Source organism: Exiguobacterium sp. Leaf196, from assembly GCF_001423965.1.
In the GTDB taxonomy this organism is placed as follows: Bacteria; Bacillota; Bacilli; order Exiguobacteriales; family Exiguobacteriaceae; genus Exiguobacterium_A.
Genome location: NZ_LMPV01000001.1, coordinates 631,974 through 646,217 on the forward strand (window position 1 = coordinate 631,974; position 14,244 = coordinate 646,217).

Here is a 14,244-nt window from a genome sequence, read left to right on the forward strand (position 1 = left end):
CCAGTATTCGTCATCCGTTTGGACGAGGAATACTGGCTTTATGGTTTAGGTCATAACTCTTCGTCTTTCTCTTCGTCCATCCAAGACAACAGATCCTCTGCATCGAGATCGTCACCTTTGCTGAGAATCAAGGCAGTGACGACATCTCGTTTCTGGTCTAATAAATCCGGGTTGTTCGTCAAGACTTCTATGAGGTAATACGCATAAGAGCCAAGGAAATCAGGCTGGTCGTTTTGTTCGATCAGTGTCATGAACGCTTCGATGAGTTCTTCTTGTTCTTCATCGAGAATCATCCAGTGGGAGTAGGCGAGGAGTTTTTCGTTTTCATCATCTCCACGGAGAATGTCCTTGATTTCAGGTAACGTCAGAAATACGACATCCGGCATGACGACTTCCGGAACATCGCTACTCAGCTTCGTTAACCACTCGTCGTAGGTTGACGCAACGAAATGGGTCGTCTCGTCCGAAATGTCGAGACACCAGACAGTCGGCTCAGTATCTTCCGTAAAGTGGAAGTACCAAAAATAGCTACCTTCTCCTTCAGCGAACATCATGACGTTCCCTTCGACGTCCCATTCCCGGAGGACCGACAATTCGTCCAGATACCGCTCGAATGTCAATGATGTCATCGAGCAGAGCGGAAGATGTAGACCCGTTTCTTCGTCCGACCATGTATTCTCGAACTCGACCATCACGACCTTCGCTTCTGGAACTCCACCGTTTTGCTTTCGCATCTGTTTGAGGTAGCGAGCGGGGAGTCGACCGCTGACAGCTTGCTCGATTCGTGTGATGTCTGTTTCTTTGACTGAAATGATCGTTTCTTCTTGTAGATCTTCATCCCAAAATGGCATCATATGACCTTCCTTACTATGTAATGATTGATGTAGACCTTGATTATACGCAATATGTTTGGAAAATGTTTCGAAAAAAGACCCTATCCATTAAGGAAGGGTCTATTGTGTCATTTACGACGCAATTTTTTCGCTTTTTGTTTCATGTCGTTATACGTGATCATTGGACTATCGTCCATCGTCAAGCGCAGATGGTTCGGTTCACCTTTGTTCGTGATGCCGGAGCAATAAAGGATGTCAGCATATTGATCAAACAGTTCCTCATATGCCGGCAAGTGGTGCATCAGACGACCAGGAGAACCCCAGCCACAGAGGACGACGCCATTTTTCGCTTTGACATCGGCAAGCGTCTTCGCGACGAACTCATAGTTCGTCTCATCGAAGCTTGCTTGAGCGAACGGTAGATCCTCGCTGACGAGAAGGTCCGGCATCAAACTGATGATGTCATATTGTTTGACGGGGTCATTGACATACTTCTTCATCAAATTGTACGCACGTTGTGTCGTCGTTCCAGAGAGAAAGGCATCCGTCGTCCGTGGTGTGTAAATTAAAGCGGCGACGTGCGTTCCTTCTGCGATGTCGTCAAAGATATAGCTGCGTAAATAGCGTTTCGTCTTGTCTCGATCAAACGTCGTCTGGACGCGGATCGACGATTCCTCAATCAAGAGTTCGGAAGAATCGGCTGGTGTCATGGGTGGTGCCTCCTTTTAATTGGTCAAACGTGAGCTGATGCGAAGGAAGAACGCGAGTGTCTTCTTCTTGAGGTCGAGGTCGTTCGCATCGATCGCCTCGACGTGTTGCTGGTAACGATCGTATTGGGCGAGCACGTCAGAGACATATTGTTCACTGCGATTGTATTCAAACAGTGCTGTCGCGAGCGTGTCTCGGTCGGATGTCTGTGTGACATCGTGTTGCTTCAGGTATTTCGCTGCCGTGTGGGCGCTATCGACGAGACTTGTCGGATCGGCTTTCCCGTCGCCGTCCGCGTCCACTCCGAGACCACCATATTTCTCGATGGCTTCCGGATCCGTGACGTCAATGCCGTCATGCTCGATGTCACCGAGCGACGTGCCACCTTTGTATCCCCAACCGACCCATGTTTTCGGCATGAATTGGAACGGGCCGATGGCGCCAACGGACGATTGCATCGCTGACGAGTTCGAGAAGATCGTCTCGACGCGATGAATGGAGGCGAGTAGCTTCCAGTCGATGCCGTAACGTGCCGCGGCTTGTTCGTAGATGTCGATGTTCTCGGCAGGTACGCCATGCTGTCCATAATACGTACGATACATTTCATTTTGAACACGTTCCCGATTTTGCCAGTAGATGAAGCTACTGACGATGAGGGCGAACAGTACGAACAAGATGCTGATTCGAAAAACTTTTCGCATATTGTTCTCTCCTCTGTTTAGGATTCCACTGAATGGTATCATATTTTAGTAGGGTCTAATAGCACTTTCTGTGACGGGAGTGTGGAATCAAAAAAGGAGTCGAAGTCATGTATCTCTTCGTAAATGGGTTTTTACTCGGATTACTCGTCGTCCTTTCGATCATCGCAGCGGTCCGTCCGGTCGATTTGACGATCGTTCCTCGCAAGGAATTCTACCCCTCGATGGTCCAGTCAAGCGGGATCTTATGTTTGTTGCTCGTCGGTGGAACACTGATCAGCGGCACACAGTTGCCGGAAATCGGCTTGACGTTTTTTGTCCCAAGTGGTCCGGTCTGGTACGCGACGATCGGACTAATCGTCTTGCTTTGCATCGTCTTGCTTTTGACGGCGACCGTTCCGGCGTTTCGCAAACGTTTGTTGCCGCTTTATCAAAGTGAGGCGGAGCGACTGATTCTGCCACGAACGAAAGAGGAACGGACCGGGTTTCAGATGGTCGCGCTGATGGCAGGAGTGACGGAAGAGTTGATTTATCGCGGATTCCTCTTTCATGCTCTCGGATTATTTTTACCGTTTTCTGACGTCAGTTTCGTCTGGATCGGGGCAATCTTGTTTGGTGTCGCGCATCGTTATCAAGGGTGGTTCGCAATCCTCGTGACAGGACTAATCGGGGCGGGATTCGGTTACTTGTACCTAGCACTTGAGACACTCTGGCCGCTGGTCATTATCCATGTCTTGATCGGTCTCGTTGCTGTCTACATTTACAAGGACGATGTTAATTCCTGACATCGTCAAAAAGCGTTGAATTTGGTAGACTGAATGTCAAGCGAAGTCATCGGTTAAAATGGTCAAGTTGACGGTTGCAGAACATGTCAAATGACAGGTAAAATGAGAAGGTAAACGCTTACACATCAAAAGGAGATGGATGAAACCATGCGAACGATCACTTCCACTGGCGAGCGAAAAAAGACGAGTTGGACATTGAATATCGGCAATCAGCCACATTTGATGATGGATGGTGTGACAGAACAAACGCTTGATGCCGAACAACGTGTCGTCTATAACGAATTTTTGATTCCAACGACGGACACTTTGATTCATCGGTTCAAAGCCCGCTTCCCGAACCATCTCTGCGAGAACGGGTATGATGTGTATGGCGCTGCCGCTTTTGACGAACAGGTCGTCGAACTGATCTCGAATTGGTTCATTGAGCTGGTCACCGTCTTAACAGCGATGCAGCGGACGAAAGGCATTCAGCATGTCCAGATTGAAGGCGGTGTCGCAAAACGGACCGACTTCTTACCGACCGTGCGTCGGACATGCCGGGCACTGGAGTCAACGATTGATATTTATTGAAGCACCAGTCACGTTTTCAGAGGGGGCGTCCGTTAGGATGTCCTCTCTTTTTTTAATCAACGAATCGAGAGAATTCGACGTCGTGAAGACAGCGTGCACTTTTTTGTTCATCTCGAATCGTTTTCCTGGGACAAGCATCGCGCCGCTTCACTTCGTTGCAGGGTCGCTCCTGCTTGTTTTTCCTTAGGAAGCGATTTCGAGTGAACCAAACGTCTCACGTCTCTCTTCTTTCATAAATTAAAAAGCAAAAACGAAGTCGAATACTCGCGGAGTCGGACAGGATTGTCCGGCTCTTTTTCATTTTCTGGATGATAGCAGGAAAAAAACAAGTTGACGCTAGACTGTATGGCATGTACCATACAGTTAACAGATGTACTATTGTCTTAATACAATGGTGATAATCAAGGAGGGTGAACCGGATGCTTGAGGTAAAAGGATTACAGAAGCGATATGGACGGAAAAAACAGGTCTTACGTGACGTGACGTTCTCCGTCGGTCTAAACGAAGTGACATGTCTGATTGGCTTGAACGGGGAAGGGAAGTCGACGATCCTAAAAGCAATTCTCGGTCTGATTCCGGTAGATGCCGGGACGGTGACGGTCGACGGTAAAACATCGCGCGACAAAATTGCGTTCGTGCCTGATCTTCAGACGATGCCGAGCTACATGACGATCGGACAAGCGCTCGCATATATGGCAGATCATTATCCAGACTGGAATCAAGAGACAGCGGAACGGTTACTGCAGACGTTTCAGCTGTTTACGACGGATAAAATGGCGAACTTATCAAAAGGGAACAAAGCGAAGTTCAATCTCGTCTTAGGATTCGCCCTCGATCGTCCATACATATTACTCGACGAACCGCTCGCGGGAATCGATTTGTTCATGAAGGAACAGATTGCCTGGATTTTCTCAAGTGAGTTCATGGAAGGACGGAGTATCCTGATGACGACTCACGAAATCGCTGAAGTCGAGCAAGTGATCGACCGAGTGTTGTTCTTACGAGACGGTCAGATCGTCGAAGTCAAAGAGACGGATGAACTGCGAGGTCATCATCATCAATCGGTCCAAGACCGGATGCGGGAGGTATATCAAGGATGAAACGCTGGTTGTTATTAACGAATGAAGAACTGAAACGAAGTACGAAAGTATTGGTGTTGTTGATTTCAGGCTTGATCGTCGCGGAAATCGCGTCTCTGCTCTATCAAATTTACGATTATCAAAGCACGATCGAGAAAACGATGCGGATTGAACAGATATCAGAAATGGACGCAATTGCGCGAGCAGGTGGTGCGTTGACATTCGCACAGGCAACGGATTTTTACGATTCAATCCTTGTATTAGCAATGGGGATGATCATCCTGTTTGCGTTTTGGATTTGGTACCGCGACTGGATAGGTGAGACGAAGTACATCTACAGATTGCTATTGTTACCGGGATCACGCCGGGCGATTTTTGGGTCGAAAATGACGGCACTCTTACTTGTCGTGACTAGTTTGATCGGAATTCAGTGGGGGCTGTTGTTGCTTAGTCGTAATCTCTACTTATGGTTGTTACCAGATGCTCAACAGGTCACAGCCAGCATCAATGAATACTCCATCTATATGAAGTTGTTCTATACGATGTATCCGAGTGATATTTTATTCATCTTACTGATGACATTCATCGTCATCTCGTTCGTCTTCATGACAGTATTACTTGAACGATCGTTCCGAAAGGGAAAAGCGTTCTTGCTCGTCGGATTACATGGGATTGCGTTGATTGGCGGTTATATCATTTTGGGCTTAGCATTGTCAGCTATTTCGAACGATTTGAGTCAACTGCACATGCAATTTTATCTCGGGTACATCGTGCTCTTAACGTTATATGTGTCGTACAAAAATCTGCGGTTAGTCCAGACGCGTCTATCCGTCTAAAGGAGAAATCTCATGAAACGATATCGTCAACTTCTGATCTATGGAGTGATCATTCTCATAACAATCGGAAGCTACATCGGCTACACGCTGTCGATCAAAGGAGCAGACTTTTCGCTCGAGACCGTCAGTGGAAAACCTTCGCAAATCGAAAATTTTAATTTACGTCTTCAGACGAAAGGCATGCGTTCGACGATTTATGATGTCAACGCTAAGGGAGACATCGAAAAACAGTCAAATTCTTACGTCGGACAACTATTCCGTGAAGATAGCATGACGGATTTGCCAGATAAATATTACGAATTCACGACGCATATGGAAACGAATGTAAGTGGAGATGGACAATCAGAGTATGCGATTCAGATCAAACACAATAAACTGCAATTTAAGATGTTTACGTTTAAGACGGAGGAGATGTTCGAGAAAACATTTCAGTATGATACAAAACTTGAGACGGGGATGGACATACAAGCCAGTGTCGTCGATAAACAGGCGATGAAGGTCTACATTCAACTTGATCGAGTCGATCAGCCAAGGGAAACGAAACTGCTTGTGCTCGATTTAACAAGCGACCGGGTTGAAGAGATCGTTCTTCAAAAGCCAGTAGCGCCTAAACACGCTCGTCAATTTTTAGCGATTCATCAAAATGAGGTCGTCTACACGGAACAACCGTCTGACAGCGATGAGGAGAACACTAAACTATCTTATTTCCTCGATGACGGGAAGAGCGTTCGTTCCATCAAGGAGTTGAATCAGCAGCAAATCGGTTATACGCCCTATGCGAACGGTCGTTATCTCATCGGCTTCCGCCTGCCGGAAGGGGAGACGAAACGAATCGAATGGTCGATGTTCGACTTGGAAATGAAACGATTATCCGAGCATAGCGTAAGCAGTCCGCTCGTTTTGAAAAAGATTGATTGGTTGGATTCGAAGGACGAGATGCAGCTTTATCTCTCTTCCGAGACAAACGATGGATTCCAAGTGTCCGTGATCGATCTGAAGAATGAGCAACTGATGTATCAAGGAGAAATCAAAGATGCGAATCGTAAAAAAGGAACGCGTATCTATGATTTTGCGGTTCAATGATCCACGAAAAACGCTTCGTCCCGGAAAAACTTATCCGGTCCGAAGCGTTCTTTTTTCGTTTTGACTAGGAATCGATACGTTCTAGGGCGAAAGCATCAAGACGTGAAATTTTTCTCTGTCGCTTTACAGGCACGCAATAAGGCATCCTTGAAGAAACGATCTTCCTGCGAAGCGAGTTGTTGTGTCGCTTCCTCGTCTCCGCGCAGTGAGCGGGCGAGCATCTGAATGACCTTGACCCAGCGCCGGACGTGATCAAGTTGCGGACGACCCATCGCGACGTACACCGTGAACCAATCATTCTGATCGCGACGGATCATCCGTTGGAACAGTGATTTCGCGAGATCGACTTCTTCGGTCGTCGGGAGTTCGTTCGTCTCGAAATAACGACGTAACGCGGCAACGGCAGTTGCGTACGCTGCTTTGACGTCGTCTGACGGCTGATGCTTACCGTAGTCGGATGTCGACAGATGAAGTAAGGCAGGTTTTTTCTCGACACCCGTGATCCAGGCAGAGATCGTCTTATTGCCTTTATAGGCTTGACGGTTCGCGACCGGGAGCTTCGCCGTGACGTTTCCGACTTTCCCGATCAAGGTCACTTTGTTGTTGCGATCCTGAATTTCGGTCACTTTCAACTCGACCGTATCACCCATTTCATGTGGAATGGCTTTCGGCTGGAGCTTTTCTCCTGCCGAGAGCGGCGAACGCTTGCGGATCATCCGCAATGCTTCTTGTTCAATCCGGTCGTCAAGCGACCACAAATGTTCCGGTGGGACGTTGCGGAACCGGCGACGTCGGACCTTGATGTACTGGTCAAGCGCGTCAGCAGCTTGCTCCCGCGTCGATTCACCACGTGCGACGGGGCCGATGATGTCTCGGAGCGTAATGGATTCGAGACGTTCCATGATGCCTTCGAACGGGATGAGTTCCATTACGTAGAGACTACAGACGACGAGTTCGCATTCGCGAGGAGTGAGTGGGCGTTTGGCCATAAATTGACTTCCTTTCAGCTGGTTGATGTTTCTAGTATACCAAAAAAAAGCCATCGTCACGTAATCCCGTGACGATGGACTGAAAAAGCTTACAAGACGAATGGCGATTCCGAACTATTTTGCAATTCAGCGGACGCGAGACGTGTGACACCGTTCATGAACGGGTCATGGGCGACGAACAAGTCACCGATTGCTTTGATCTCAGCCACGGTCGCATTTTCCTTCGCACCAGCGATCCGCAAGCGATACGGTTTTTTTGTCACCGTATCAAATGTCAGGACGATCGTATGTTCCATCAATGGTCACTCCTTTCATGAAATGTAGAGATAAGTTATGCCTTGAGTAGAGCGTAGTCACGGCTGATTTCCGTCAGCGCGTAGCGTCCGTCGAGTAAGCTGCCGACCGCTTGACCGATCGAAGCGACGACGTCTGCTGGAAGATTCGAACGTAAGCCGTTATAGCGGCGGCGAGCAACGACGGCATCACCGTTTGCTGTCACCTTGTCCTTCCGCTCGAAGACAATGACGAGACTCGTCTTGATTTCTTCTGCTTGTGTCATGTGTATCACCTCCTTCGCCCTTATTGACAGGGAAAGAGACCGGATTGTTCGAAAGGAATGAAAAAAAGATGGTCTGGTTACGTTTTTTACGAAAAGTGTCGTTTTTACGCATGCGGACGCTCGGATATGCGTCCTTGATCTTCGTCTTTGGTGTCGCGGGCATCATGTATGCTCTTGAGCCAGAAACGTTCGGATCCTACTTCCGGGCCGTCTACTGGACGATGACGACCGTCGTCACGGTCGGGTACGGCGACTTCTTCCCGAATTCTGATACCGGTCGAATTCTGACGATTTTCGTCTTCATCTTTGGAATCGGGATCGTCGGGGGACTAATCTCAAAACTGGTCGACGGTGTCCAGTTGATTCGTAATCAAAAGGAAAGAGGGTTATTACAAGTGAAAGAAACAGGGCATACCGTCGTTTTCGGTTACAGTCGGCGTTCGAAGCACGTCATCGATTCATTACTCGAACATACGGATGTCGTCCTCGTCGATGATTTAGAGCGCGAGCCATTCAGTCACCCACGATTTCATTACGTCTGTGGTGATCAGGCACTGACATCGACGCTCGAACGGGCACACATCGAAAAGGCAGTTCGCGCGATCGTCCTCGCTGATCATTCGATTCCACCGGTCCATGCTGACGGACGGACATTGTTGATTGCTTCAAGCATCGAACGGGCGAATCCGAACATTTATACAATCGTCGAAATGATGCTTGAAGAACACCTCGACAGCTTCGAACAGGTTAAGGTTGATGAGGTGTTACTTGGTGATGAGACGATTGCCCGGATGGCGATCCTTGCGTCACATCATCCTGGTGTGACGAAGGTCGTGACGGATTTGTTGACGAAGGACGGTGAAGGCATGTTCTCGATTCCGAGTAGACCGGAGTGGGGGACGTACCGTGACGCCTATCATGCTTTGCTAGAAGAAGGCGTCACGATCTTATCTGATGGAAAACGACTCGATTTGAACCGTCGACTCGATGAAGCGATTCCGAAAAACGGGACGTTGATCGTCTTGTGTTCGGAGGAAACTGCCCAACGAATCGGAGCGATTTAGAGAAGAAAGGATTTAACCAATCTTTTTTCGGGTATAGTAAATAAATTTACTAGACGGAGGAAAAAGATTATGACACAACCACAACCAGAATGGATTCAAGAATTATTTGAGACGGTCGATCAAGGCGAAATTAAAAATGCACCAAAATTACTCTATATGGCACTGACGCTTGAACCAAATTATTTTACAAAAGCAGTTAGCCGATTCAATCAACGGTTAGAAGTCGAACCATTAACGGACGTTTCGGAATTGTTGACGGTCTATCGTCAATTTTTCCTTTCAGCTAATCCATCAGAGGAGTACTGGTCACTTGCCTGGAACGAACTCATCCAGACGCTACAACATATGATTGACCGGCCGGAAGCTCATCAATTACTTAAAGAGCATGTCGATTTACTCGACTGGTGGTCGAGCGAATCGTTGCTTTCACTCCCGAGCTGGTTGACGATTTTAGATATCGCTGAACGAATCGACGCGCTTGATCAATTTAGCAGTTATCTTCCAGATATCTTCGAGAGTTATGCGCTTGAAACGGCGAAGGACGAACCGTTTGCCCGTCTTGCCTGGTACGCACTCGCAAGCAATCAACAAGAGTTGCTTGCCCCTTACAGAGACCGGATTGAAGCCGGTTCTTCAAAGGAAATTCAGTCTCTTCGTCAAGCGGATCTCGTCGATCAAATTGAAACGACGCGGGTCGTTATGTTAAAGTCGAAAGATAACGAGCCGATTGAATTAACATTTGATCGAAAATGGACATTATAAATTATCGAAGAAAAAATGACACCTAGAAGCCGCACGAATTCAGTCCGAGGGGTGTAGGGATGATTCACGTCAATTTACCGAGTGGTGACTATGTCGTGTTAGTAGAAATAAATCGTGAAGTGCTGCTGTGTCATTCGATTGAAGAAGCGGAACAAGCACAACGCGACCGGTATGAACTGGTCGGACGGATGAGCGAACGCTTGCCGGCAGAAGTGATTGGACCCTCGATTGCGGATTTTGTCCGCTTTTCGACCGGGTTCATCGGCGAAGAAGTGACGTGGCACGAGGAGGAAGAAGCCTTCTTTTGCCAACAGTTCGAGACATTCGACGGTTCCCCGTTAGGTGAAGACCTGACGGGGATCGATGCAACGCGTTGGCGTGCGGTCCTTGCACGCTATTATGCTTACGTGACGATCGGAAAGATCATTCCTTTTGAAGTCAGCGAAGAACCGGACGGCACGGTTCCGCTTTAGTCCAGACGATTCTTCGGTCGGCGCGTAATCAGAGAAGGGCAGGGTTCCCATGAAAAAGCAACTTGCACTACTCACGCTAGCGACAATCGTCGCCATGCCAACGTCTGCTTTCGCGCAGTCTCAATACGTACAATATGATCCGACGTTTACAGAACAACAAAAACAAGAGTGGTTGGCGAATCAGGGGCTGACCGAGATTCGTGCCTTGAAACAAAAAGGATTCTCGCTCGTTGAGCCGCTTGAGCATCTCGAAGAAAAGGATATCGATGCCGATTTGATTCCAATCACGGACGTCAAAAAAGCAACGGATTCTGCCCAGTTCCAGCAAACGTACCTCGATCAGTCACGGATTCCGGCTTACTGGAAGTACAGCCGCGGGAAATCGGACGTTCGCGTTGCAATCATCGATGATGCAATCGATACGAAACACCGCGAGTTCAAGGACGTCATCTATAAGACGACGACGATTTCTGGAATCCGGAAACCTGACGATCACGGGACACACGTCGCCGGTATCGTCGCGGCGCGTGAAGACGGTCAAGGGATCGTCGGTGTCGCATCTGGTGTCAAACTGATCGGGGCCGATGTCTTCGATGGAGACTTTGCCGCATCAATCGACATCGGCGACGGTATTTTGTATGCAATCGAGCAGGGAGCAGATGTCATCAATCTCTCACTCGGACAATATGAGTTTGATCCGTACATGGAAGCAGCGGTCAAAAAGGCGGAAGCGAAGAACATACTCGTCGTCGGAGCAGCCGGAAACGACGGGCGCAATAAAGTACTCTTCCCAGGATCGATGAGTCAAGTCGTCGGTGTCGGGTCCGTCGGAACGCTGGGGCGTGCCTCGACGTTCTCGAACTACGGTAAAGGAGTCAACATCATGGCACCGGGGGAAGGGGTCTACTCGACAATCGTCGGCAACAAGTACGGCTACTTGGACGGAACATCGATGGCGACACCGGTCGTCAGTGGTGTGTTGGCGCTCGCGAAATCGAAGAACCCATTCGTCTCGAACACGACGATGCGCAGTAAGTTATATGCTGCAGCGACGAAAAAATCAGGTGATACGAAGTTGCATTACGGAGCAGGTCGCTTGAATGCCGGAATCTTAGCGACACTGCCGGCACCGATCTCAAAGATCTCGTTACCGGCAACGGTTAAGCCGAATCAGGCGTTTACATTCTATTTTGATGAGTATGCGAGTGCGAAGACGACGACACGTCTCTATAAGGACGGGAAGGTCGTTAAGACATTCACGCAATCGAATTTAACGAACGGTACGCATAAGTTTACGTATAAGTTGAAAGACAAGGGGTCATATAAGCTTGTCTTTACAACGACAGGTGGACGGCATACGCGGACCGTCGAACGCTTACTGACAGTCAAATAAAAAAGCGCCTCCCACTGAGTGGGAAGCGCCGTACGAGACCTGAAGGTTACTTCGGGTCTTTTCCTTTTTTATAGACGGGCGTCGGAGGCGTCAATGCCTCTCCAGTCCATGTGATCATCGCTTCCATCTTGTATCCTGTGTCATCCTCATGGACGAACGACAGGCGACTGGAATCGATCAATTGGTATAAACCATAAGCGACCTGGTCGGCCCAAGAGCGTAACGTCATCGCTTCATCATACAACGGGATTTGCTCAGGGAACCGTTCGTTCATAAGCAAGATATCGTGTTGATCGAAATGATAGCTACGTTTTGAGAGTGCATCGGGCGCCTTGACGTTGAACGGCTCGAACGCGTGGATGAGCTCTCCTTGACGATAGAAGGCGAAGATGCCGTTTCGCAGATGAAGTGCCTTGATCTCGTCGATCTCGATCAGGAATGTCAACTTGCGAACCGTTCGCCGGTTCGTACCAGAGCGTCGTTTTTTCATGCTGCATGCCTCCTTCTGAACTCTTGTACTATACCGTGAAATGAGGCAGGGACGCAACTTTTTCGTTTGTAAAACGAGAATTACCTCTTGCAGGAAAGCGGCATCTACGCTACACTCATAAGCAGTGACTATGTTGGTTCGGACAATCGCGGGGCATTTCGATGCTTTGAGGAAAGTCCATGCTCGCACAGCCTGCGATGGCTGTAGTGATCGTGCTACACTAAAAGATAAGTGTAGGCAGCGTCAAGCTGACGGCAGAAGGAACGCCTAAGTCTTCGGATATGGCCGAAACTTCTTGAAGGTGCCACAGTGACGGAGCTTCATGGGAAACCATGAAGGTGGAACGAGGTAAACCCCACGAGCGAGAAACCCAAATTTGGTAGGGGAATTTCCGGAGCGGAACTGAACGCAATGGAGAGCGTATGCAAATACGGAGATAGATGATTGTCGCCTGCGTGTGAGGGTCAAACCGTTTGGAACACTAAGGAACAGAACATGGCTTACAGGACCACATAGGCTGTTATTTTTAAGTTGAACGAGAGTCCAGGTCCACCCTGGGCTCTTTTTTTATTGCAATGAAACGATCCAGTGGAAGAAACGATAAAGGAGTGAACGCGATATGGCAAAACGCTTAGTCATCGCGACAGCGGCGATGGGAATCGAAGCGCTCGTCGCAAAAGAAGTCCGTGCGTTAGGATACGAGTGTACGGTCGAAGACGGAAAGGTCTACATCGATTGTGAGATGGAGGACATTCCCCGTTTGAACATGTGGCTCCGGACAGCGGACCGGATCAAACTTGTCGTTGCTGAGTTCCGCGCGACAACATTCGAAAAATTGTTCGATCAAGTCAAGGCACTACCGTGGCACGAATTGATGCCGTGGGATGCGAACTTCATCGTCAACGGTCGTTCGGTCAAATCGAAGCTGTTCTCGATCCGTGACTGTCAAAAGATCACTGAGAAAGCGATCGTCTCGCACATGCAAGAGCAGTACAACAAAGGAACGGAATGGTTACCGAAGACAGGTGCGAGCTATCCGATCGAAGTCGCTTTGTTAAAGGACATCGCAACATTAACGATCGATACATCAGGCGACGCATTGCACAAACGTGGCTACCGTGAGTTCCACTCAGCAGCTCCACTGAAAGAAACGATGGCAGCAGCGATGCTGATGCTGACGAACTGGAAGCCGGACATGCCGCTCTACGACGTCTTTACCGGTTCAGGCACCCTGGCAATCGAAGCGGCGATGATCGGGCGTAATATCGCACCAGGCATCAACCGTGAGTTCGTCTCACAAGAGTGGAAATGCATTCCGAAGAAAGCGTGGTTCGATGCGATCAACGAAGCGAACGAAAAAGCGGAGTGGGACAAACCACTGAAAATTTACGCAAGCGATGTCGATCCAGAGATGGTCAAGCTTGCGAAAACGAACGCAGAACTCGCAGACGTCCGCGATGCGATCAACGTCATGCAACGTGACGCGGCAGACTTCAAACCGAAGGAAGACTTTGGTGTCATCATCGGAAACCCGCCATACGGAGAACGTCTCGAAGACGCGCGTGAAGTACATCAACTGTACCGCAAGATCGGAACGGCATATAAAGAATTCCCATACTATAGTGTCTATATGATCACGTCGTATGTTGAGTTCGAAAAAGCGTACGGTCGTCCAGCGACGAAGCGCCGGAAGCTCTATAACGGGAACATCGAAGTTCAGTTCTATCAATATTATGGTTTGCGCCGGAAACGTCCGCAGGCTTAAGTTATTGTGAACCATAAAAAATTATTAGCTATATACATTTTAATTTTGATATGGAAAAAATATTTTATAACTAGAACCGTTCAATAAAAACGGTTCTTTTTTAATTGACTTATTTTAATCAAGTGAAATTTGTTGATTTTCCTGTAACATGTATCAA

Annotated in this window: 17 protein-coding genes and 1 other RNA gene; 11 read left to right on the top strand and 7 right to left on the bottom strand. The window is 48.4% G+C overall.

The window, feature by feature from the left end; translation table 11 throughout:
* Positions 1 to 50 precede the first annotated feature (50 nt).
* From ASG02_RS03250 to ASG02_RS03260, 3 genes are all read right to left on the bottom strand, one after another.
* Positions 51 to 851: an SMI1/KNR4 family protein gene (locus ASG02_RS03250; RefSeq protein ID WP_056060748.1), complete on the bottom strand. Its 801-nt coding sequence runs from the start codon at positions 849 to 851 to the stop codon at positions 51 to 53.
* Positions 852 to 961: 110 nt separating this feature from the next.
* Positions 962 to 1,543, bottom strand: a complete 582-nt coding sequence (locus ASG02_RS03255; protein WP_035408471.1) for a DUF1643 domain-containing protein — start codon at positions 1,541 to 1,543, stop codon at positions 962 to 964.
* Positions 1,544 to 1,558: 15 nt separating this feature from the next.
* A complete protein-coding gene (locus ASG02_RS03260) occupies positions 1,559 to 2,242 on the bottom strand; it encodes a lytic transglycosylase domain-containing protein (protein WP_056060751.1) in 684 nt (227 codons plus the stop codon).
* A gap of 107 nt (positions 2,243 to 2,349) precedes the next feature.
* On the opposite strand from ASG02_RS03260, the gene ASG02_RS03265 reads away from it, so the two are divergent.
* From ASG02_RS03265 to ASG02_RS03285, 5 genes are all read left to right on the top strand, one after another.
* Positions 2,350 to 3,024, top strand: a complete 675-nt coding sequence (locus tag ASG02_RS03265; RefSeq protein ID WP_056060753.1) for a CPBP family intramembrane glutamic endopeptidase — start codon at positions 2,350 to 2,352, stop codon at positions 3,022 to 3,024.
* A gap of 147 nt (positions 3,025 to 3,171) precedes the next feature.
* On the top strand, positions 3,172 to 3,594 hold the full coding sequence (locus ASG02_RS03270) for a hypothetical protein (RefSeq protein ID WP_035408466.1): 423 nt from the start codon (positions 3,172 to 3,174) through the stop codon (positions 3,592 to 3,594).
* A 419-nt stretch (positions 3,595 to 4,013) separates the two neighbouring features.
* A complete protein-coding gene (locus ASG02_RS03275; RefSeq protein WP_056060756.1) occupies positions 4,014 to 4,694 on the top strand; it encodes an ABC transporter ATP-binding protein in 681 nt (226 codons plus the stop codon).
* Positions 4,691 to 5,509, top strand: coding sequence for a hypothetical protein (locus tag ASG02_RS03280; protein WP_035408462.1), 819 nt, complete (start codon positions 4,691 to 4,693; stop codon positions 5,507 to 5,509). Before ASG02_RS03275 ends, ASG02_RS03280 begins: the two co-directional genes overlap by 4 nt.
* Before the next feature lie 12 nt (positions 5,510 to 5,521).
* A complete protein-coding gene (locus ASG02_RS03285; RefSeq protein ID WP_056060759.1) occupies positions 5,522 to 6,592 on the top strand; it encodes a hypothetical protein in 1,071 nt (356 codons plus the stop codon).
* Positions 6,593 to 6,687: 95 nt separating this feature from the next.
* Here ASG02_RS03285 and ASG02_RS03290 read toward each other — a convergent pair whose 3' ends face one another.
* The 3 genes from ASG02_RS03290 to ASG02_RS03300 all read right to left on the bottom strand — a co-directional run bounded on the left by ASG02_RS03290 (position 6,688) and on the right by ASG02_RS03300 (position 8,140).
* The gene (locus ASG02_RS03290; protein WP_056060761.1) at positions 6,688 to 7,581 is read right to left on the bottom strand and encodes a hypothetical protein; all 894 of its coding nucleotides are present in this window, start codon (positions 7,579 to 7,581) and stop codon (positions 6,688 to 6,690) included.
* Between the two features lie 89 nt (positions 7,582 to 7,670).
* Entirely contained in the window at positions 7,671 to 7,877 is a 207-nt protein-coding gene (locus ASG02_RS03295; protein ID WP_035408457.1) for a DUF2922 family protein, read from the bottom strand.
* A gap of 35 nt (positions 7,878 to 7,912) precedes the next feature.
* Positions 7,913 to 8,140: a hypothetical protein gene (locus ASG02_RS03300; protein WP_035408455.1), complete on the bottom strand. Its 228-nt coding sequence runs from the start codon at positions 8,138 to 8,140 to the stop codon at positions 7,913 to 7,915.
* A gap of 68 nt (positions 8,141 to 8,208) precedes the next feature.
* On the opposite strand from ASG02_RS03300, the gene ASG02_RS03305 reads away from it, so the two are divergent.
* From ASG02_RS03305 to ASG02_RS03320, 4 genes are all read left to right on the top strand, one after another.
* Positions 8,209 to 9,204, top strand: a complete 996-nt coding sequence (locus ASG02_RS03305) for a TrkA family potassium uptake protein (RefSeq protein ID WP_235513992.1) — start codon at positions 8,209 to 8,211, stop codon at positions 9,202 to 9,204.
* 69 nt (positions 9,205 to 9,273) lie between these two features.
* Positions 9,274 to 9,966 (top strand): hypothetical protein, encoded by a 693-nt coding sequence (locus tag ASG02_RS03310; protein ID WP_056060766.1) that lies wholly within the window; start codon positions 9,274 to 9,276, stop codon positions 9,964 to 9,966.
* A gap of 59 nt (positions 9,967 to 10,025) precedes the next feature.
* On the top strand, positions 10,026 to 10,439 hold the full coding sequence (locus ASG02_RS03315) for a hypothetical protein (protein WP_023467922.1): 414 nt from the start codon (positions 10,026 to 10,028) through the stop codon (positions 10,437 to 10,439).
* Positions 10,440 to 10,488: 49 nt separating this feature from the next.
* Positions 10,489 to 11,832 carry a S8 family serine peptidase gene (locus tag ASG02_RS03320; protein WP_056060769.1) on the top strand — a complete coding sequence of 448 codons (1,344 nt, stop codon included), beginning with the start codon at positions 10,489 to 10,491 and terminating at the stop codon, positions 11,830 to 11,832.
* A gap of 46 nt (positions 11,833 to 11,878) precedes the next feature.
* Here the strand turns inward: ASG02_RS03320 and ASG02_RS03325 are convergent, their stop codons facing one another.
* Positions 11,879 to 12,322, bottom strand: a complete 444-nt coding sequence (locus ASG02_RS03325) for a hypothetical protein (protein WP_029341396.1) — start codon at positions 12,320 to 12,322, stop codon at positions 11,879 to 11,881.
* A 134-nt stretch (positions 12,323 to 12,456) separates the two neighbouring features.
* On the opposite strand from ASG02_RS03325, the gene rnpB reads away from it, so the two are divergent.
* Positions 12,457 to 12,830: RNase P RNA component class B (gene rnpB, locus ASG02_RS15405), an RNA gene on the top strand.
* 111 nt (positions 12,831 to 12,941) lie between these two features.
* A complete protein-coding gene (locus ASG02_RS03330) occupies positions 12,942 to 14,087 on the top strand; it encodes a class I SAM-dependent RNA methyltransferase (protein WP_029341397.1) in 1,146 nt (381 codons plus the stop codon).
* Positions 14,088 to 14,244: the final 157 nt, after the last annotated feature.